Source organism: Ralstonia sp. GX3-BWBA, from assembly GCF_003290055.1.
Lineage (GTDB): Bacteria > Pseudomonadota > Gammaproteobacteria > Burkholderiales > Burkholderiaceae > Ralstonia > Ralstonia holmesii.
The window spans coordinates 580173-600570 of record NZ_QMKS01000004.1 but is presented as its reverse complement, the minus strand read 5'-3'; the positions used below and the strand labels follow the sequence as shown (position 1 = coordinate 600570).

17 protein-coding genes and 1 riboswitch are annotated in these 20398 nt (G+C 63.9%); of the genes, 13 read left to right on the top strand and 4 right to left on the bottom strand.

The features are described 5' to 3' along the window. Positions 1-38: 38 nt before the first annotated feature. Complete coding sequence (locus DOD19_RS04535; RefSeq protein ID WP_024975266.1) at positions 39-1139, bottom strand: substrate-binding domain-containing protein; 1101 nt, start codon at positions 1137-1139, stop codon at positions 39-41. Positions 1140-1297: 158 nt separating this feature from the next. Between DOD19_RS04535 and DOD19_RS04530 the strand changes: the two genes are divergently transcribed. Beyond that, positions 1298-2146, top strand: a complete 849-nt coding sequence (locus DOD19_RS04530) for a substrate-binding domain-containing protein (RefSeq protein WP_112184238.1) — start codon at positions 1298-1300, stop codon at positions 2144-2146. A gap of 42 nt (positions 2147-2188) precedes the next feature. Here the strand turns inward: DOD19_RS04530 and DOD19_RS04525 are convergent, their stop codons facing one another. After that, positions 2189-3136, bottom strand: coding sequence for a LysR substrate-binding domain-containing protein (locus DOD19_RS04525; RefSeq protein WP_024975264.1), 948 nt, complete (start codon positions 3134-3136; stop codon positions 2189-2191). Positions 3137-3349: 213 nt separating this feature from the next. Between DOD19_RS04525 and xdhA the strand changes: the two genes are divergently transcribed. The 6 genes from xdhA (at position 3350) to DOD19_RS04495 (ending at position 11497) form a co-directional block, all read left to right on the top strand. Further along, complete coding sequence (gene xdhA, locus DOD19_RS04520; RefSeq protein ID WP_112184236.1) at positions 3350-4864, top strand: xanthine dehydrogenase small subunit; 1515 nt, start codon at positions 3350-3352, stop codon at positions 4862-4864. Between the two features lie 4 nt (positions 4865-4868). Continuing rightward, complete coding sequence (gene xdhB / locus DOD19_RS04515; RefSeq protein ID WP_112184234.1) at positions 4869-7235, top strand: xanthine dehydrogenase molybdopterin binding subunit; 2367 nt, start codon at positions 4869-4871, stop codon at positions 7233-7235. 13 nt (positions 7236-7248) lie between these two features. Next, complete coding sequence (gene xdhC / locus DOD19_RS04510) at positions 7249-8283, top strand: xanthine dehydrogenase accessory protein XdhC (protein WP_112184232.1); 1035 nt, start codon at positions 7249-7251, stop codon at positions 8281-8283. Between the two features lie 2 nt (positions 8284-8285). Further along, entirely contained in the window at positions 8286-9323 is a 1038-nt protein-coding gene (locus DOD19_RS04505; protein ID WP_112184230.1) for an adenosine deaminase, read from the top strand. 17 nt (positions 9324-9340) lie between these two features. Next, entirely contained in the window at positions 9341-10675 is a 1335-nt protein-coding gene (gene guaD / locus DOD19_RS04500; protein WP_112184228.1) for a guanine deaminase, read from the top strand. 13 nt (positions 10676-10688) lie between these two features. Continuing rightward, positions 10689-10841: riboswitch (yybP-ykoY riboswitch) on the top strand. 83 nt (positions 10842-10924) lie between these two features. Next, positions 10925-11497 (top strand): TMEM165/GDT1 family protein, encoded by a 573-nt coding sequence (locus DOD19_RS04495; protein ID WP_024975258.1) that lies wholly within the window; start codon positions 10925-10927, stop codon positions 11495-11497. 261 nt (positions 11498-11758) lie between these two features. Here DOD19_RS04495 and DOD19_RS04490 read toward each other — a convergent pair whose 3' ends face one another. Continuing rightward, the gene (locus tag DOD19_RS04490) at positions 11759-13003 is read right to left on the bottom strand and encodes a urate hydroxylase PuuD (protein ID WP_024975257.1); all 1245 of its coding nucleotides are present in this window, start codon (positions 13001-13003) and stop codon (positions 11759-11761) included. Between the two features lie 17 nt (positions 13004-13020). Further along, positions 13021-13374 carry a hydroxyisourate hydrolase gene (gene uraH / locus DOD19_RS04485; RefSeq protein ID WP_012762338.1) on the bottom strand — a complete coding sequence of 118 codons (354 nt, stop codon included), beginning with the start codon at positions 13372-13374 and terminating at the stop codon, positions 13021-13023. Between the two features lie 377 nt (positions 13375-13751). Between uraH and DOD19_RS04480 the strand changes: the two genes are divergently transcribed. The 6 genes from DOD19_RS04480 to DOD19_RS04455 all read left to right on the top strand — a co-directional run bounded on the left by DOD19_RS04480 (position 13752) and on the right by DOD19_RS04455 (position 20375). After that, complete coding sequence (locus tag DOD19_RS04480; protein WP_112184226.1) at positions 13752-14510, top strand: GntR family transcriptional regulator; 759 nt, start codon at positions 13752-13754, stop codon at positions 14508-14510. A gap of 214 nt (positions 14511-14724) precedes the next feature. Next, positions 14725-16134: a nucleobase:cation symporter-2 family protein gene (locus DOD19_RS04475; protein ID WP_112184224.1), complete on the top strand. Its 1410-nt coding sequence runs from the start codon at positions 14725-14727 to the stop codon at positions 16132-16134. 4 nt (positions 16135-16138) lie between these two features. Next, complete coding sequence (locus DOD19_RS04470; protein WP_112184222.1) at positions 16139-17557, top strand: 8-oxoguanine deaminase; 1419 nt, start codon at positions 16139-16141, stop codon at positions 17555-17557. Between the two features lie 112 nt (positions 17558-17669). Then, the gene (gene puuE, locus DOD19_RS04465; protein ID WP_112184220.1) at positions 17670-18632 is read left to right on the top strand and encodes an allantoinase PuuE; all 963 of its coding nucleotides are present in this window, start codon (positions 17670-17672) and stop codon (positions 18630-18632) included. Beyond that, on the top strand, positions 18629-19153 hold the full coding sequence (uraD, locus tag DOD19_RS04460; RefSeq protein ID WP_024975252.1) for a 2-oxo-4-hydroxy-4-carboxy-5-ureidoimidazoline decarboxylase: 525 nt from the start codon (positions 18629-18631) through the stop codon (positions 19151-19153). The genes puuE and uraD overlap by 4 nt, the downstream gene beginning before the upstream one ends. Before the next feature lie 151 nt (positions 19154-19304). Further along, positions 19305-20375 (top strand): porin, encoded by a 1071-nt coding sequence (locus tag DOD19_RS04455; protein WP_112184218.1) that lies wholly within the window; start codon positions 19305-19307, stop codon positions 20373-20375. Positions 20376-20398 lie beyond the last annotated feature (23 nt).

Here is a 20398-nt window from a genome sequence, read left to right as displayed (position 1 = left end):
GCGCTCGATCGCGCAAACCCCGCCATGTTCGCACGACTTCAGCGGGCCAGCGCGCGGGCCTCGTCAGCGTGCCAGGGCAGCGCCTGCTCTGCGGTCAGCAGCGAAACGTGCTCGGTCGGTCGGTAGCCTGCGAGGTGGCCCAGCCCTTCGCGAAAGGCTGGCTGGCCAATGCGCTCGATCAGCTCGCGCACCCAGGGCGACAGCGCGTCATTGCGGCGCACCGCCAGGTAATACGTTTCGCGCGTCAGCGGCACAAAGTGCAGGCCATGGGCTTCGGCGCCCGGGCGCAGGCCGAAGCCGACGTCCGCTCGCCCTTCCTGCACGGCCACGGCGATCTTGTCGCTGGAGAATTCCTGCTCGTCATACCCGTGGATCTGGTCGGGATACAGACCCGCAGCCACCAGCAGTTGATCGAACAGCAAACGCGTGCCCGAACTGCGCTGGCGGTTGATGAAGCGGGCCTGCGTACGCGCCAGGTCGCCCAATGACTGCACCCGCCCGGCCCATTCCGCCGACATCATCAGCCCCTGCTCGCGATCGGCCAGGGCGATCAGGCGTACGGCCGTCGGGCGCAGCCACTTACGCAAGGTCTGGTGCGCGATCGAGCCAGCACCCTGCTGCGGTGCCACATAGAAGCCGGCCACCTCGCATTGCTTTTCCTGCAGGCAGATCAGCCCTTCAACAGCGCTGCAGAACACGGTATCGATGTGGGCACCGTGGCTTTGGCGCGCGAACGTCTCGGCCAGCACTTCCACGGCCGGATCATGACTGCCCGAGAAACGGATGCGCGCCTGCGACTGGGAGGCATCTTCCAGCTCGGAGAGGAACTGCCCCATGGCTTGGTGCAGCGCCGGATCGAGTTGCTCACGCAAGCGCATCTCGGCGCGCAACATGCGCTCGCCAAAGAGCGTGAGCGAAGCCCCCCGGCCGCGCTCCATGTCGAGCAGCGAGCGGCCGAGCATTTCTTCCCACGACCGCATCACCCCCCAGGCGTGCCGGTACGACAGCCCCACCTGTTTGGCCGCCCGGTGCAGCGACCCCGTCTCGCGCACCGCCCGCAGCAACTGAAACACTTTGCCGTTGGCGCGCGGGTTGTCGTCCGGCCCCACCACCGGAAATACTTCGAACTGGAATGTCATTATGTTTATGGTTTCCTATTTACTTCCGCCGTGGCCCGGGAGAACAATCCTGCTCATCCCCGGGGCGGGCATATCGTGGCCGCTGACCGCCCCCGACGTTGCTGTCATCATGCAGCATCCGACATAAAGCGTCCACGCCTTCCCGCTGACCCCACAACATGCCCGGATTGTCCCAAACCCTTCGGCTGTCTGCAGTCATCTGCATGACACTCGCGCTCGCCACGGCCGCATATGCTGGCGATCTCCGCATGGCCACCACCACCAGCACTGAAAATTCCGGTCTGCTGAAAGTCCTGTTACCCAAGTTCGAGGCGGCCACTGGCATCCATGTGCACGTGATTGCCGTTGGCACCGGCAAGGCAGTCAAGCTGGGTGAATCGGGGGACGTGGATGTGGTGCTCGTGCACGCCCGCCAACTGGAAGACGCCTTCGTCGCCTCAGGCGGCGGCATCGACCGCCGCGACGTGATGTACAACGACTTCATCCTCGTCGGCCCCGAGGCAGACCCGGCTCACGTGCGTGGCCAGAAGAACGTCATCCAGGGGATGGAGACCATCGCCGCGGCGGGCGAAAAAGCCGGCACCAAGTTCATCTCGCGCGGTGACAACTCCGGCACCGACGTCATGGAAAAGGCTTACTGGAAGACGGCCAACATCGACCCGAAAGGCAGGCCGTGGTACGTCAGCGCGGGGCTCGGAATGGGCGAAGTGCTGAACATGGCCGCGCAGATGAACGCCTACACGCTCTCGGACCGCGCAACCTACGGCGCCTACCGCGCCAAGACGGGTCTCGACATCGTGCTGGCCGGAGACCCGCGCATGTTCAATCCCTACGGCATCATCGCGGTCAACCCGAAGAAATACCCCAGCGTCAACTACGCTGATGCGACCAGGCTGATCGAATGGATCACGTCACCGGAGGGTCAGCAAGTGATCGCCGGTTTCAAGGTCAACGGGGAACAGGTGTTTTTCCCGGACTACGGGAAGGCCGTCGCAAGCGGAAAGTAGCCCCCCCGCGCGGCGGCATGGCTGAGCGGCGGCGGTGCAGCTTCAGGCCACCGCCGATTCCAACTGCGAATGCTGCGGCAACTCTGCCGCCACCTCGCCGATCATGCGGCGCAGCCACATCACATCGGGCGCGGCATGGCTGCGTTCATGCCAGAGCTGGTAGAAGCGCATCTTCGGGAACGCCATGGGCGTCGGCAGGATGCGGATCGGCAAATACTGGGCGCAGTGCGCAGCGAACTGGCGGCCAGTGGTGAAGACCAGATCGGTGCGCATCAGCACATACGGCACCAGCCCGAAATATGGCAGCGACACTTGGATCTGCCGCTTCAGCCCCTGCTCCGCAAGTGCTTGATCGATCATGCTGCGCTGCATGACGGCGTACGGCGCGGGCGCCAGATGCGGCATTTCCACGTAGTGCTTGAGCGAGATCCCCTTGCGCGCCAGCGGGTGCTGCGCCCCCAACATGCAGACGACTTCATCGTCGAACAACGGCGAAATGTGCAGATGTTCCGGAGGCGAGAGCCAGTTGCCGATCACGAGGTCCATGCCGCCCTGCTCCAGCGCGGCAAGGTAATCGACGCCGGCATTGAGCGGATGCACCACCAACTTGGCCTGCGGTGCCTGCTTGCGCAGACGCTCGACGATGTTGGGCAGGAAAAAGGCATCGAGGTAATCCGGCGCACCGAGGTGAAACGTGCGGGTGGTGTTGCCGGGGTCGAATTCCTGCGACGGGCGGGCGATGCGCTCCATCGCCTCCAGGCTCTGCTGCGCGAGCGCCAGCAAATCGTGGCCGCGCTCGGTCGGCACCATGCCGTTCTTGCCGCGCACCAGGATGGCGTCGCCGGTGATCTCGCGCAGGCGCTTGAGCGTATTGCTGATGGCCGGCTGCGACTGGCCGAGCTTGACCGCCGTACGCGTCACGCTCTGCTCGGTGAGCAGCGTGTAGAGAACGCGCAGGAGGTAGGTATCGAGGTGATCTTTGCCGTGCATCTGGAGGCGGGTAACGGCTGCGCCGACCCTTCTAAAAGAAGTGCTTGGGGACGCTGTCAGTGTATGTCACCTGCACGCCGCGCCGCCAGACCGCTACCGGCGGGTATACCCCGGATTTTGGCTTTCCGATGCGGGTTATCACATGGGCCAAATATTGCATTCCTGGCCCGGTGCTATGGTTCCGTTACACACACAAACAGGCGTAGAACCCCCATGGAGACTCAGCCCATCCGCTTCTTCCACCGCGGCCAGGTCCGCACCGTCACGGACGCCCCGATCACCCGGACGGTGCTTCAATACCTGCGTGAAGACGCACACTGCACCGGCACCAAGGAAGGGTGCGCCGAGGGCGATTGCGGTGCTTGTACCGTCGTGCTCGGTGAACTGCAGGAAGACGGCAGCGTCGGCCTGAAGGCCGTCAACGCGTGCATCCAGTTCCTGCCCACGCTCGACGGCAAGGCGCTGTTCACCGTGGAAGACGTGCGTGGCAAGGATGGCACGCTGCACCCGGTGCAAGAGGCCATCGTGGAGTGCCATGGCTCGCAGTGCGGCTTCTGCACGCCAGGCTTCGTCATGTCGCTCTACGCCCTGTACGAGAACACCGGCAATCAGGCTCCAATTCCCTCGCGCCAGACCATCTGCGATTCGCTCACCGGCAACCTCTGCCGCTGCACTGGCTACCGTCCGATCATCGACGCCGGCGAACGCATGTTCGAGCTGCCCTCCCCTGCCGGCATCGACCGCACGCAACTGGCCGAAACGCTGCGCAAGCTGCAACGCAAGGACACCTTCAGCTATGCGCCGGTCGGCACCGAGAACGCACCGCGCTTCTACGCACCGCGCACCGCATCGGCCTTTGCCGCCATCAAAGCCGCGCATCCGAACATCCGCATCCTGGCCGGCAGCACCGACGTCGGCCTGTGGGTCACCAAGCAGTTCCGCGACCTGGGCGACATCCTGTACATCGGCCAAGTGGCCGACCTGTACGCACTCGAAAAGCGCGACGGCTGGATCGAGATCGGCGCTGCTGTCTCGCTGGAAAAAGCCTACGAATTCCTGGCGGCGGACTACCCTGAGACGACCGAGCTGTGGAAGCGCTTTGCCTCGCTGCCGATCCGCAATGCCGGCACGCTGGGCGGCAACGTCGCAAACGGCTCGCCGATTGGTGACTCCGCGCCTGCGCTCATTGCCATCGGCACGCGCGTCGTGCTGCAACGTGGCGAAGTCCGCCGCGAATTGCCACTCGAAGACCTCTACCTCGCCTATCAGAAGAACGCGATGGAAGAAGGGGAATTCGTGGCTGGCCTGCGCATCCCCGCGCGTGAGGGCCGTGATGCTCTGCGCTTTCGCACGTACAAACTGTCCAAGCGCTTTGACGAAGACATTTCTGCCGTGTGCGCAGCGCTGGCCATCGAACTGGACGGTGACATCGTGCGCAGCGCACGCATCGCCTACGGCGGCATGGCGGCAACGTCCAAGCGCGCGACGGAGACGGAAAACGCCATCGTCGGCCAGCCCTGGAATGAAGCGACCGTGCGTGCTGCCATGGCAGCCATGTCGCGCGACTACACCCCGCTGACCGACATGCGCGCCACCGACAACTATCGCCGCGTATCGGCCGCCAACACGGTGTACCGCTTCTGGCTGGAAACCCGCACCGATACGCCACTCGCACCCGAACAGATCAATGTGCGCGCGGTCGAATTGAATACCCTCACGGCAGCGTAAGAACATGAACAAGCAAACCGAAGCCTTCCTGCTGGCGGAAGCCGATATTGCTGCGGCCATGTCTGGCCAGCGCGGCGCTGTGGTGGGCATTTCTCGCCCGCACGAATCCGCACACCTGCATGTTGCGGGCACCGCCACGTACACCGACGACATTCCCGAACTGGCCGGCACGCTGCACGCGGCGCTCGGCATGAGCACGCAGGCGCATGCGCGCATCGTCAACATGGATCTGGACCGCGTGAAGGCCGCGCCCGGCGTGGTGGCGGTGTTCACGTCGGCCGATATTCCCGGCACGAACGATTGCGGCCCGATCATCCACGACGACCCGATCCTCGCCACCGACACGGTGCACTTCATCGGCCAGCCGATGTTCATCGTGGTGGCCACATCGCACGATGCTGCGCGCCGCGCGGCGCGTCTGGGCAATATCGAATACGAAGTTCTGCCCCCGATGCTGACCCCGGAAGAGGCGCGTGCGGCCGGCAAATCCGTGCTGCCCCCGATGCACCTCAAGCGCGGCGAACCGGCTGAGCGCATCGCCACTGCACCCCGCTCTGAAACCGGCAAGATGTCGCTGGGCGGCCAGGAGCAGTTCTACCTCGAAAGCCAGATTTCGTACGCGGTGCCGAAGGAAGACAACGGCATGCACGTGTGGTGCTCGACACAGCACCCGACCGAGATGCAGCACATGGTGTCGCACATGCTGGGCTGGCACGCCAACCAGGTGCTGGTCGAATGCCGCCGCATGGGCGGCGGTTTCGGCGGGAAGGAATCGCAGTCGGGCCTGTTCGCCTGCTGTGCGTCGCTGGCGGCATGGAAACTCGCCTGCCCGGTCAAGCTGCGTCCGGACCGCGACGACGACATGATGATCACCGGCAAGCGGCACGACTTCCGCTTCGCCTATGAAGCCGGCTACGACGACGACGGACGCATCCAGGGCGTCAAGGTGGACATGACGTCGCGCGCCGGTTTTTCGGCCGACCTGTCGGGCCCCGTGATGACGCGCGCCATCTGCCACTTCGACAACGCCTACTGGCTGCCCGAGGTAGAGATCGACGGCTTCTGCGCACGCACCAACACGCAGTCGAACACTGCCTTCCGCGGCTTCGGCGGCCCCCAGGGCGCGTTTGCCATCGAGTACATCATGGACAACATCGCGCGCTCGGTCGGCAAGGACCCGCTCGATGTGCGCCGCGCCAATCTGTACGGCAAGGACAAGAACAACGTCACGCCGTATGGCCAGACCGTGGAAGACAACGTCATCCACGAACTGCTCGACGAGCTGGAGGCCACCTCCGACTATCGCGCGCGCCGTGAAGCGATTCGCGCGTTCAATGCGACCAGCCCGGTGCTCAAGCGCGGTCTGGCGTTGACGCCGGTGAAGTTCGGCATCTCGTTCAACGTGAAGCACTTCAACCAGGCCGGCGCGCTCGTGCACGTCTACAACGACGGCTCGATCCTGGTGAACCACGGCGGCACCGAAATGGGCCAGGGCCTGAACACCAAGGTCGCGCAGGTGGTGGCGCACGAACTGGGCGTGTCGTTCACGCGCATCCGCGTGACGGCGACGGACACGAGCAAGGTGGCCAACACATCCGCTACGGCCGCCTCGACCGGCAGCGACCTGAACGGCAAGGCTGCGCAAGACGCCGCACGCCAGATCCGCCAGCGCCTGATCGCGTTTGCCGCCGAGCACTACGAAGTGCCCGTCGAGACGGTGGCGATCGTGGGCGACCATCTGGAAATCGGTGCACGCCGCGTGCCATTCGATGAACTGATCGGCAAGGCCTATGTTGCCCGCGTGCAATTGTGGTCCGACGGGTTCTACGCCACGCCCAAGCTGCACTGGGATCAAGCCAAGCTCAAGGGCCGTCCGTTCTACTACTACGCCTATGGCGCGGCAGTCTCGGAAGTAGTGGTTGACACGCTCACCGGCGAATGGCGCCTGCTGCGCGCCGACGTGCTGCACGACGCCGGCCGATCGATCAATCCGGCCATCGACATCGGCCAGGTGGAAGGCGCGTTCATTCAGGGCATGGGTTGGCTGACGACCGAAGAGCTGTGGTGGAACAAAAACGGCAAGCTGATGACGCACGCGCCGTCCACCTACAAGATCCCGACGGTCAACGACTGCCCGACGGACTTCCGCGTGCACCTGTTCAACAACGCCAACGTGGAAGACAGCATCCACCGCTCCAAGGCGCTGGGTGAGCCGCCGCTGCTGCTGCCGTTCTCGGTGTTCTTCGCCATTCGCGATGCGGTGGCTGCCGTGGGCGATGGCCGTACGAGCCCACCGCTGAATGCACCCGCCACCAGCGAGGAAATCCTCAAGGCTGTGGACGCTATCCGCAGCGCCCCGCTGTCGGCCTGAGTTGGGAGCCCCCATGGACCACACGCAACTGCGCCCCTTCCGCTTCGCCGATGTGCTTGCCACCGTGCAGGCCGGGCAGCCGTGCGTGCTGGTCACGGTGACGGACGTGCAAGGCTCTGCCCCGCGCGAGCCAGGCACGCTCATGCTGGTGGGCACCGACGGTTTCTTCGGCACCATCGGCGGCGGCCATCTGGAATGGCGCGCGATGGAAATCGCCCAGATCATGATGGATGCGCCCGAGGCCACCGGCGAAGCTCGCCGCCAGTTCGTACGCATTCCACTTGGGCCTGCGCTTGGCCAATGCTGCGGCGGCGTGGTGCGGCTGTCGCTTGAGCGACTCGACACGCGTGATGTGGGATGGATCGCGCTGGCAGACGACGCCATGCGCCAACGCCGCAGCCTGCGCCGCTTCGTCTGCGCTGATCCTGCGGTGGCGGTTGAAGCAAACGTAGGCGACGCCGCCGCGGCCGGCGTGCAACTCGACGCCAGCGGCTTCACGCAAACCGTCCTGCCGCCCGACATGTCGATCGTGCTGTGCGGCGCGGGCCATGTCGGCCACGCCATCGTGCGCGCGCTGGCGCATCTGCCCTGCCGCGTCACGTGGGTGGATGAGCGCGATGCGATGTTCCCCTTCCCCACGGAAGTGCCGTCGAACGTCGTCATCGAATCCACCGATACGCCGGAAGCCGTGATCGATCACGCGCCCGCCGGCAGCTACTTCCTGGTCATGACGCACAACCATGCGTTGGACCTCGCGCTGTGCGAACGCATCATGCGCCGCACGGACTTTGCCTACTTCGGCCTGATCGGTTCCAAGACCAAGCGCGCGCGCTTCGAGCACCGCATGGTCGAGCACGGCGTAGACCCGGCACGCCTGCCAGAAATGGTGTGCCCGATTGGCGTGGCGGGCATCGTGGACAAGGCGCCGGATATCATTGCGGTATCCGTCGTCGCGCAACTTCTGCAGGTGCGAGAGCTGCAACAGCATGCGCTCACCAGTGCCAGCAGCGGCGCGGCGGTCCCTTACCGAGTCCCCACGCCTGTCTAATCATGCCGATCTCTTCCGCGCTTGCAGAACGCATCGCCACCAGCCCCAAAGCTGAACTGCACATCCACATCGAAGGCTCGCTCGAACCCGAACTGATGTTTGCGCTGGCCGAGCGCAACGGCGTGAAGCTGCCGTATGCGTCGGTGGAAGAAGTACGTGCCGCCTACGCCTTCGACGATCTGCAATCGTTTCTCGACCTGTATTACGCGGGCGCCAGCGTGCTGCTCACCGAGCAGGATTTCTACGACATGACGGCCGCTTATGTCGCGCGCGCGCTTGCCGACAACGTCCACCACGCCGAAATCTTCTTCGACCCACAGACGCATACCGCGCGCAACGTGCCCATGCATGTGGTCATTCACGGCATCGTCCGCGCCCTGGACGACGCCGAGCGCGAGCATGGTTTTTCCAGCGCGCTGATCCTCTGCTTCCTGCGCCATCTGAGCGAGGAAGACGCATTCGACACGCTCGAAGCGGCGCTGCCCTATATCCAGGACCCGACCAACCGCATCATCGGCGTGGGGCTGGATTCGTCCGAGCGCGGCAACCCACCGGAGAAGTTCGCGCGCGTGTTCGCACGCTGCAAGGAACTCGGCCTGCGCCTGGTCGCCCACGCCGGCGAAGAAGGCCCGGCGCAATACGTGACCGACGCCCTCGACATCCTCAAGGTGGAGCGCATCGATCACGGCGTACGCGCCATCGACGATGCCGCACTCATCAAGCGCCTCGCCGCCGAACGTATCGCGCTGACGGTCTGCCCATTGTCGAACGAAAAACTGAAGGTCTATCCGGACCTGCGCGACCACTCGCTCAAACAACTGCTGGCCGCGGGCTGCGCAGTGACGCTGCATTCCGATGATCCGGCCTACTTTGGCGGCTACATGAACACCAACTGGCTCGCCACCTTCAACGCCCTCGACCTGTCTGCGGCCGATGCGCACACGCTCGCACGCAACAGCTTCGAGGCGTCCTTCCTGCCCGAACAGGACAAAGCCCTGTGGCTTGCCAAGGTCGACGACCACTGGAAAGCCACACACTAAAAATCCACGAGACGACGATGACCACGATGCCCCCGCCTTCCAACAACGTTCACGCTTACCGCGGCCGCGTGCTGCATTTCCTGCACGACCCGCAGTATCGCGAGCGCGATGCTTATGAGTACTGGGAAGACGGCCTGCTCGTGGTCGCGGGCGGCAAGGTCGTGCAGGCCGGCGACTACGCCGCACTGCGCGAGAACCTGCCCGCCGGCACGCAACTGCACGACTACAGCGGCAAGCTGATCGTGCCCGGCTTCATCGATACGCACATCCACTTCCCGCAGACGGACATCATCGCGTCGCCGTCCCCGGGCCTGCTGCACTGGCTGGAGACGTACACCTTCCCGGAAGAGCGCCGCTTCGAAAGCGAGGAGTACGCCGCCGGCGTCGCTTCGTTCTTCCTCGACGAACTACTGCGCAACGGCACGACCAGCGCGATGGTGTGGAGCACCGTGCATCGCAGCTCGGCCGAGACGCTGTTCACGCAAGCTCAACAACGCGGCATGCGGATGATCACCGGCAAGGTGATGATGGACCGCAACTGCCCGGAATATCTGCGCGACACGGCTGAATCCGGCGCGCGTGACACGGCTGACCTGATCTCCCGCTGGCACGGCAAGGATCGTCTGGCCTACGCCATCACACCGCGCTTTGCGCCCACATCGAGCGAAGCGCAGCTGCAAGCCTGCGCAGAGCTCGCCAAGCAATACAAAGACGTCTTCATCCAGACCCACGTCGCCGAAAACCCCGACGAAGTGAAATGGGTGGCTGACCTGTTCCCCAACGCACGCAGCTACCTGGACGTCTACGACCGCTACGGCCTGCTGCGCAAAGGCGCCTTTTACGGACACGCCATCTGGCTGGACGACGGCGACCGCCAGCGCATGGCCGAATCCGGCGCGGCCGTGGCGCACTGCCCCACGTCCAACCTGTTCCTGGGCAGCGGCCTGTACAACTTCCACAAGAACGACGCGCACCGCCTGGCACTGACGCTGGCCACTGACGTTGGCGGGGGCAGCTCGTTCTCAATGCTGCGCACGATGGGCACGGCGCACAAGGTCGCGCGCATGGGCGGCTATCACCTGACTGCGCTGCGCATGTTCTACCTGGCCACGCGCGGCGCCGCCGAAGCGTTGGGCTGGGAAGACCGCATCGGCAGCTTCGTGCCGGGCGCGGAAGCCGACTTCATCGTCCTGGACCCGGCGGCCACGCCGCTTCTGGCACGCCGCAATGCGCGCTCGGAAACGCTGGAAGAGCTGCTGTTTTCGTTGGCGCTGCTGGGTGAGGACCGTGCTGTATCCGCCACTTACATCCAAGGCGAGCCCGCCAAATTCGCAGTTGGCGCCAACGCCTGATGCACTTATAATCCTCGCTTCCATTGGGGAGTAGCCGCCCGGGGTCGATACCCCGGGGGCCACGTCAACAGACTTGACCGTCGCCAGGATCGCTAAGATTCAGGCAGACGGTTATGGCGTGGTCAGCCGCACTCAGGGTGCCACCCCGGCACCCGGTGACGCGCCTGGCGAGACCGATGACAACCCACTGCGGACAGGGCCGGCAGTGGCGCGTCATTGGTTCGCACACGGCCCGGACACCACAACAACATGGAAGCCTTTCTCGTCTCCACCGGCATCGTCGCGCTCGCTGAAATCGGCGACAAGACGCAATTGCTGTCGATCTTGCTGGCTGCGCGTTTCCGCAAGCCGGTCCCGATCATCCTCGGTATCTTCGTCTCCACGCTCGTCAACCATGCCTTTGCCGGCGCGGTCGGCGGTTGGATTACGCACGTACTGGGCGAAAACGTGCTGCGCTGGATCCTCGGTGTGGGCTTCATCGCCATGGCGGGCTGGATGCTGATTCCCGACAAGCTGGACGAAGAAGAAGCGCCCAGCGACACGCAGCGTGGCCTGGGCATCTTCGGCACGACCATCGTCGCGTTCTTCTTTGCCGAAATGGGCGACAAGACGCAGATCGCCACGGTGGCCCTGGCCGCGCGCTTTCACGACATCGTGTGGGTGGTCGCGGGCACGACATTCGGCATGATGCTGGCCAACGTACCGGCTGTGCTGATGGGCAACAAGTTTGCGGCGCGCATGCCGATCACGCTGGTGCATCGGATTGCGGCGCTGATCTTCCTGGTGCTGGGAGTGCTGGCGTTGCTCGGCGTTGGGAAGTAAGTCGTAGAGATCGAGCTCTGGCGCCAGCTCAGAGCTTGCTTACGCTTCGCAGCCCGCTTGGAGGGCGCCCCCCAGTGCTCCCTCCAACGCCCCAAGGCTTGTATCACCGAGCCGAAATCGGGCGACGCGGAGCACATCGCCGCTGATGTTTAGCAAAAAAAACGGGGCCGTAGCCCCGTTCAACCCTCACCGGTCATGCCACCCGCTAGGGAACGAATGGCATGCTCCGATAAACCTTTCTGTTGTTGATCAGCGTGCGCCTCAGTTCGTCTTGGCGCCGCCTTCGAACCACTTGGCGATAATCGTGCGCTCGTCGTCGGTGATCTGCGTCACATTGCCCAGCGGCATCAGCTTCTGCTGCACGACCTGCTGGTAGACGAGCTGCGCATGCTTGCCCAGTTCTTCCGGCGTATCGAGCAACACGCCCTTAGCCGGCGAAGGCATCAGGGTAGGATGAGCCGAGTGACATTGGTAGCACCGTGCGGTAACGACTGCCTGTACTTTGGCGAAGTCAGAGCCGCCGGATGCCGCGGTGGCAGCAACCGCAACGCCTTGCGCCGTTGCGGCCGGCGCGCTTTCCGTGGCCGCAACGGCCGGACGGGGCACCGGAGCCAGCCAAACCGCCACACCCACCAGCACCGCTACGCCTGCTGCCGGATAGCCCCAGTTGATCACGCCCTTGTGCTTCAGGATGAAGAACTGACGGATCAGCACGCCAGCCAGCATGATCAGGACCAGCACAGCCCAGTTGTACTTGGCGGCGTACGTCATGCTGTAGTGGTTCGACAGCATCGCAAACAGGACCGGCAGCGTGAAGTACGTGTTGTGCACGCTGCGCTGCTTGCCGCGCTTGCCGTGGATCGGGTCCGGTTTCTCGCCAGCCTTGAGCGAAGCGACCACCTTGCGTTGCCCCGGGATGATCCAGAAGAACACGTTGGCGCTCATGATGGTCGCGATCATCGCGCCGATCAGCAGGAACGCTGCACGGCCCGAGAACAGGTGGCACGCCGCAAACGCCGCGATCACCACATAGATGGCCACCAGAATGCCCACCACGCGGTCGTTCTTGCCGAACACGCGGCAGATCGTGTCGTACACCAGCCAGCCGACCACCAGGAAACCCAGCGCCAGCAGCACGGCCGTTGTCGCCGTCATGTCGAACACGCTGCGATCGATCATGTAGACGTTGGCGTTGAACAAGTACACCACCGTCAACAGGGCGAAGCCCGACATCCAGGTCGAGTACGACTCCCAGTAGAACCAGTGCAGATGGTCGGGCAGTTGCTTCGGTGCCAGCAGGTACTTCTGCGGGTTGTAGAACCCGCCGCCGTGCACGGCCCACAGTTCACCGTCGACCCCCTTGTCCTTCAGATCCGGTGCGATGGGCTTGGTCAGGCTGTTATCGAGCCAGACGAAGTAGAACGACGAACCGATCCACGCGATCGCGACGATCACGTGCAGCCAACGCAAGAGCAAGTTGGCCCAGTCGAGGATATAGCCTTCCATGATGACTCCCTGCCCTGTTAGCTGCCGCGATAGGTCGAATACGACCACGGCGACACCAGCAGCGGCACGTGGTAGTGCGCGCTGGTATCGGCCACGCCAAAGCGCAGCGTCACCACGTCCAGGAACGCGGGCTCGGGGAGTTTGACGCCGGCAGCGCGGTAGTACTCGCCCACGCCGAAGTCCAGTTCATACACGCCAGCCTGCAGCGCGTCGCCTTCGAGCAGCGGCGCATCGCAACGGCCATCATGATTGGTGCGGACCGATTTGATTGGTTGCCGCTGATTGTCGACAATTTTGAACAGTGCAATCGCCAGGTTTTGACCTGGCGTGCCTGCGGCGGTGTCGAGCACATGGGTGGTCAAGCGTCCCATTTGTCTTCCTCTGTAGTTTGAATTTTCAGAAGCGCCGCTGCCTCCACTTGCACCTCGCGCCAAACCCTTGTGTGGCAAGGGCTGGCGTCGGGGCCCGCTCGGTACGTGCTATGCACGCATCCCGGCGCGCGTCCAGCCGGTTTACGCCTGCCACCCATGTGGGGAGGAGCATGCCAAACCGGCAAAGCCGTCGCTCGTTCTGGGTCCGACGCCTTATCTCTGCCGTGTCCCTAGACCTGGCTCGAAACAGGGATTTCCCTAGTTTGTCGGATTCCCGAACGCATTTTGTTGACAATATTGAAGGCGGCTATGAATAATTGTCAACAGGTTTTCGCAGTGGTCTATGCCGCGGCGCACTAATGAAAGGCAGGTCTGCCATGTCCAAGAATCTCAAGCTGGTCTCCACGGAAGTGGCGTCGAAGTCGGGCGCCAAGACATCGGGGGCAACACGCATGTCGGTCGAAGAACGGATGTATCACGAGATCTACGACGCGATCATGGAACACCGCCTGCCCCCGCGCACGAAGCTGACGGAGCATGCGCTTTGCGAAATCTATGCCACCGCCCGTCATACGGTGCGCAAGGTCTTCTCCCAACTGGCCGCCGACGGTCTGGTCGACCTGGAGCCGAACCGCGGCGCGTTCATCGCGGCGCCCTCCATTGACGAAGCCCATGCCATGTTCGAGCTGCGCCAGATCCTGGAGCGCGCGGTGCTCGACAAGGTTGGCCATAGCAGCAACCCCAAGGCGGCCATCGCACCCCTGATGGAACTCGTCAAGCAGGAACGCCAGGCGTTTGTTACGCACGATCGTCCTCGCTGGATTCGCCTGTCTGCGGAATTTCACGTGGCGCTGGCCGAGCAGTCGGGCAATCCGCTGGTGGTCGAAATGATGCGCCGGCTGGTGTCGCGCACCACCCTGATGATCGCCAGCGTCGAGGCCCCGGGCAACAACGCCTGCTCGTTCGACGAACACCTCGACATCCTCAATGCCCTGGAGCGTGGCGACGCCAGCGCTGCACAGGCCCACATGGCCCAGCACTTGCAATGTTGCGCGGATCGCGTGCGCCCCGAAGCGCCCGCTGATTTCGATCTGCGTTCGGTATTGGGCCCGCGCGGCGGGAAGGACAAAGTCTAGGACCGGTTTAGCTGTATAGGGCGAGCCGGCACGACAGAGGCCGGCCGCCCAAGAACCTGTTCACGATCCGCAGCAATCAGCCCAAGGTTGGCCCCGGAAACACAGCCCTGCACGAGTACGGCGAGTGTCACCAGGCAAGCCCGAAGCACGCAGCAGGAACGTGGGCAGGCTCAAAGCTGGACGCCGTCCGGCTTACCACCCAAAGGAGACCTTTATGGCAAGCAGCACCATCGCCGCCCCCACGGCGGACCTGACCAATGAGCGCGTGGCGTACGGACGCCTGCTCGCATTGGGCCTTCAACATGTATTGGTGATGTATGCAGGCACCGTGGCAGTGCCTTTAATTGTGGGCGGTGCACTGCATCTGCCCAAGGAACAGCTCGCTTTCCTGATCAACGCAGATCTTTTTGCCGCCGGCCTTGCCACACTCATCCAGGCCTTCGGTGTGTGGAAGTTCGGTATTCGCATGCCGGTCATGATGGGCGTGACCTTCGCTTCGGTGGGGCCGATGATCGCCATCGGCACAGACCCCAGCATCGGCCTGCTGGGCATCTACGGCGCGGTGATTGCGGCGGGGTTGTTCGGCATCATCGTCGCGCCGCTCATGGGGCGGGTGCTTGGGCTCTTCCCGCCGGTCGTGACGGGCACCGTCATCACGCTGATCGGCATGTCGCTGATGGGCGTGGGGATCAACTGGGCTGCTGGCGGCCAGCCGACCATGAAGACCATGGTCGACGGCGTGCTCAAGACCGTGCCCAACCCGGCCTACGGTGATCTGAGCAGCCTGGGCATTGCACTGGCAGTGCTCGTCATCATTCTGTTGCTGACGAAGTACGGCCGTGGCCTGATCGGCAACATCGCCGTGCTGCTGGGCATCGTGATCGGCACGTTCATCGCCATGGCGTTCGGCAAGGTCAGCTTTGCCGGCATCACAGAGGCCGACTGGGTGGCCGTGATCACGCCGCTGCATTTCGGCATGCCCACCTTCCACTTCGGCGCCATCGCTTCGATGTGCATCGTGATGCTGATCACGCTGGTGGAATCGACCGGCATGTTCCTCGCGCTGGCGGAAATCACCGGCAAGAAGCTCTCCACCGATGACCTCACCCGCGGCCTGCGCGCCGACGGTCTGGGCACCGTGATCGGCGGCCTGTTCAACACGTTCCCGTACACCTCGTTCTCGCAGAACGTGGGGCTGGTGACGGTCACGGGTGTGCGTTCGCGCTTCGTGGCAGCCATGGGCGGCCTGATCCTGATCGCGATGGGCCTGTTCCCGAAGATGGCGCACATCGTGGCGTCTGTGCCCTCGTTCGTACTCGGTGGCGCGGGCATCGTGATGTTCGGCATGGTGGCCGCCACGGGCGTGCGCATTCTCGGTTCGATCGATTTCAACAAGTACCGCCACAACCTGTTCATCGTGGCGATCTCGATCGGCTTCGGCATGATCCCGACGCTGGCACCGACCTTCTTCCAGTACCTGCCGCATTGGCTGGAGCCGGTCACGCACAGCGGCATCGTGCTCGGCACGCTGGTCGCGGTCATCCTGAACCTTTACTACAACGGCATGCCGTCGGCCGAGCACGCAATGCGCGACGCTGCTGCCAACACCCACGGCACGGAGTAATTGCATGAACGCCACTGTCGCGCACAACGACCCGCTTCTGATCGCCCGTCATGCCGACGTGCTGGTCACCATGGATGCGCAACGCCGCGAGATCCCGGACGGCGCCCTGGTTGCGCGCGGTGGCGTGATCGAATGGGTCGGCGCCACGGCGGATCTGCCGTCGCAGTATCGCGAGGCCATCGGTCAGCCCAACGTGCGCGTGATGGAGTTGCGCGACCACGTGGTCACACCGGGCTTCGTCAACACGCACCATCACATGTATCAGAGCCTGGCGCGCGCCCTTCCCGCCGCGCAGGACGCAGAACTGTTCGGCTGGCTGACGAACCTGTATCCGGTATGGGCAGGCCTCACGCCCGAGATGGTGCGTGTGTCCACACTCACGGCGATGGCGGAACTGCTGCTCTCGGGTTGCACGACCTCCAGCGACCATCTGTATCTGTATCCGAACGGCAGTCGGCTGGATGATTCGATCGAAGCCGCGCAACAGATCGGCATGCGCTTTCACGCAGCCCGCGGCAGCATGAGCGTCGGCCGCAGCCAGGGCGGCTTGCCGCCGGACCGCGTGGTCGAAGGCGAAGAGGCCATCCTGAAGGAAACGCAGCGCCTGATCGAAACCTGGCACAACGCCGATCGCCATTCGATGTTGCGTGTGGTGGTGGCACCGTGCTCACCTTTCTCCGTCTCGCGCGACCTGATGCGCGAATCGGCCAAGCTCGCACGCAGCTACGGCGTGTCGATGCACACCCACCTGGCTGAGAACGACAACGACATCGCATATTCGCGCGAGAAGTTCGGCATGACGCCGGCCGAGTACGCGGAAGACCTCGGCTGGGTCGGCCGCGACGTCTGGCATGCGCACTGCGTGAAGCTCGACGCGCACGGCATCGACGTATTCGCTCGCACCGGCACCGGCGTCGCGCATTGCCCGTGCTCGAACATGCGGCTGGCTTCGGGCATCGCCCCCATTCGCACCATGCGCGATGCCGGCGTGCCGGTCGGCCTGGGCGTGGATGGCAGTGCATCGAACGATGGAGCGCACATGCTCGGCGAAACACGCCAGGCCATGCTGCTCGCGCGTGTCGGCTTTGGCCCCGCCGCGATGAGCGCGCGCGAGGCGCTGGAGATCGCCACGCTTGGCGGCGCACGCGTGCTCAACCGCGACGACATCGGCGCGCTCGCACCCGGTATGTCGGCCGACTTTGTCAGCTTCGATCGTCACCAAGTCGGTTTTGCCGGCGCCGACCACGACCCGGTCGCGGCGCTGGTGTTCTGCGCCCCATCCAATGTGGCGCACAGCGTGATCAACGGGCGCGTGGTCATCGAAGACGGCCGCCTGACCACGCTTGAGCTCGACGCCCATCTCACGGTTCACCGGAGGCTCGCGCTGGAACTGGCGCAGGCTGCCCGGGCAGTTCCGGCCTGACGCGATGGCGCTTTGTCTTGTTCATGACGCCGCTGTGATGTCGTGAATTTGGAAAGCCGCATTCCACTGTCTGGCCTGTGTTGTATGAAGTCTCCTCGACATGAAAAAAACCATGACAAACAATAACTATCCGCGCGATCTCATCGGTTACGGCAAGAACCCGCCCAACGCCAATTGGCCGGGCGGCGCGCGCGTAGCACTGCAGTTCGTCCTCAACTACGAAGAGGGCGGTGAAAACTGCGTCTTGCACGGCGACGCCGGCTCCGAGCAGTTCCTCTCTGAGATCATTGGCGCTGCGGCCTACCCGGACCGCCACATGAGCATGGAGGGCATCTACGAATACGGCTCGCGTGCAGGCGTTTGGCGCATCCTGCGCGAGTTTGAAAAGCGCGGCCTGCCGCTGACGATCTTCGGTGTGTCGATGGCCCTGCAGCGCCATCCGGACCTGACCCAAGCCTTCGTTGACCTGGGCCACGAAATCGCCTGCCACGGCTGGCGCTGGATCCACTATCAGAACATCGACGAAGCCACCGAGCGCGAGCACATGCGCATCGGCGTCGAGATCATCCGCGAGCTGACCGGCAATGCGCCGCTTGGCTGGTACACCGGCCGCGACAGCCCCAACACGCGCCGCCTGGTGGTCGAGCACGGCGGCTTCGCCTACGACGCCGACTACTACGGTGACGACCTGCCCTTCTGGACCGAAGTGCAGACCTCGTCGGGCGAGAGCAAGCCGCACCTGGTGGTGCCGTACACGCTGGACACCAACGACATGCGCTTCGCCAGCCCGCAAGGCTTCAACACGGCAGACCACTTCTACCAATACCTGAAGGACGCCTTCGACGTGCTGTACGAAGAAGGCGATCCCAACGGGCTCGCACTGCCGAAGATGCTCTCGATCGGCATGCACTGCCGTCTGCTGGGCCGCCCGGGGCGTTTCCGTGCGCTGCAGCGTTTCCTTGACTACGTGCAATCGCACGACAAGGTGTGGATCTGCCGACGCATCGACATCGCCCAGCACTGGATCCAGAACCATCCGTATTCAAAGCAACCCGTTTTGAGCACCGCAGCATGAGCCAGACCACCTACACCCTCTCGCAACTCAACGGCATGGACGCACCCCAGTTCGTGCAAGTCCTGGGTGGCATCTACGAGCACTCGCCGTGGGTTGCTGAACAGGCCGCCACGCAGCGCCCGTTTGCTTCGGCCGAGGCACTCGCAGCCGCCATGCGCAATGCCGTGGATACCGCAGGCATTGAGCCTCAGCTCAAGCTGGTGCGCGCCCACCCGGAGCTGGCCGGCAAGGCTGCCGTGCGCGGTGAACTGACCGCCGAGTCGACGCGCGAACAAAGCGGCGCGGGCTTGAACCTGTGCACGCCGGAAGAGTTTGCGCGCCTGCAGGCGCTCAACGCCCAGTACAACGAGAAATTCGGCTTCCCATACATCCTGGCAGTGCGCGGCTATGACCGCCACGGAATCATCGAGAACTTCAGCAAGCGCGTTGAGAACGACCGCGATACCGAGCTGCGTACGTCGCTCGAACAGATTCATCGCATCGCGGGCTTCCGCCTGACCGATTTGATCGCAGCAAACTGATTTTTCAGGTTCATCAGCAAAAACAACGCTGTGGGCGCGGTGTCATGGGGCATGGGACACCGATCGGCATGGAGCCTGACCAGCCGGCCTGTGACCGCATCAAAGAATGCGGCGCAACCCGCAGTGATCTTCAACAACAAAGGAGGTAGCAATGCAGTCGAAATTCAAGCGTGGCGTGGCCGCGCTGGCAGTGGCGTCGGCACTGGGGGCAGCAAGTGCCGGTGCGCAAGCGCAGTCGTCCGTCACGTTGTACGGCCAGGTGGATGCCTGGGCGGGCGCCACCAAGAGCCTGGGCGCATCGGATCGCGCCTGGGGCGTCAACTCGGGCGGTATGTCGACCTCGTACTGGGGCATGAAGGGCAGCGAAGATCTGGGCAACGGCCTGAAGGCCATCTTCACGCTGGAAGCATTCTTCCGCCCGGACACCGGCAAGTCCGGCCGTTTTGACGGCGATACGTTCTTCGCCCGCAACTCGTTCGTGGGCCTGCAATCGAATACCTGGGGCTCGATCAAGCTGGGCCGTCTGACGCCGCCGTACTTTGTCTCGACGATCCTGTTCAACCCGTTCATCGATTCGTACACGTTCTCGCCGATGGTGTTCCACACGTACCTCGGCAACGGCCTGAGCGGCCCCGGCGGCATCTCGGGTCTGGTGGGTGATTCGGGCTGGAACAACTCGATCATGTACTCGACGCCGGACTTCAACGGTCTGACCGCCAACTTCATCTACGGCGCGGGCGAGCAAGCCGGCCACAACGGCCAGAACAAGTGGGGCGGCAACTTCCTGTACTTCCATGGCAACTTCGCGGCCACGGCAGCCTTCCAGCAAGTGCGCTTCGACGGCGCGCCGGGTGACCTGAACGCGCTGGTGGCAGGCTTCTCGCGCCAGACGGCAGCGCAGTTGGGTGCCACGTACGACTTTGGCGTGGCCAAGGTGTACGGCCAATACCAGTACATCAAGAACGCCATCAACTCGGGCGATGCGAAGAGCAACGGCGGCCAACTGGGCGTGTCGGTGCCGGTGGGCCCGGGTAGCATCCTGGCGTCGTACGCGTACACGAAGACCTCGGGTGCGGCTGACGTGAAGCGCAACACGTGGGCAGTCGGCTACGACTACTCGCTGTCCAAGCGCACCGATGTGTACGCCGCGTACATGCGCGACAAGGTAACGAACCTCAGCTCGGCAGACACCTTCGGCGTGGGCATCCGCGCGAAGTTCTAAGTAGTCGGCAGCAAAGAAAAACG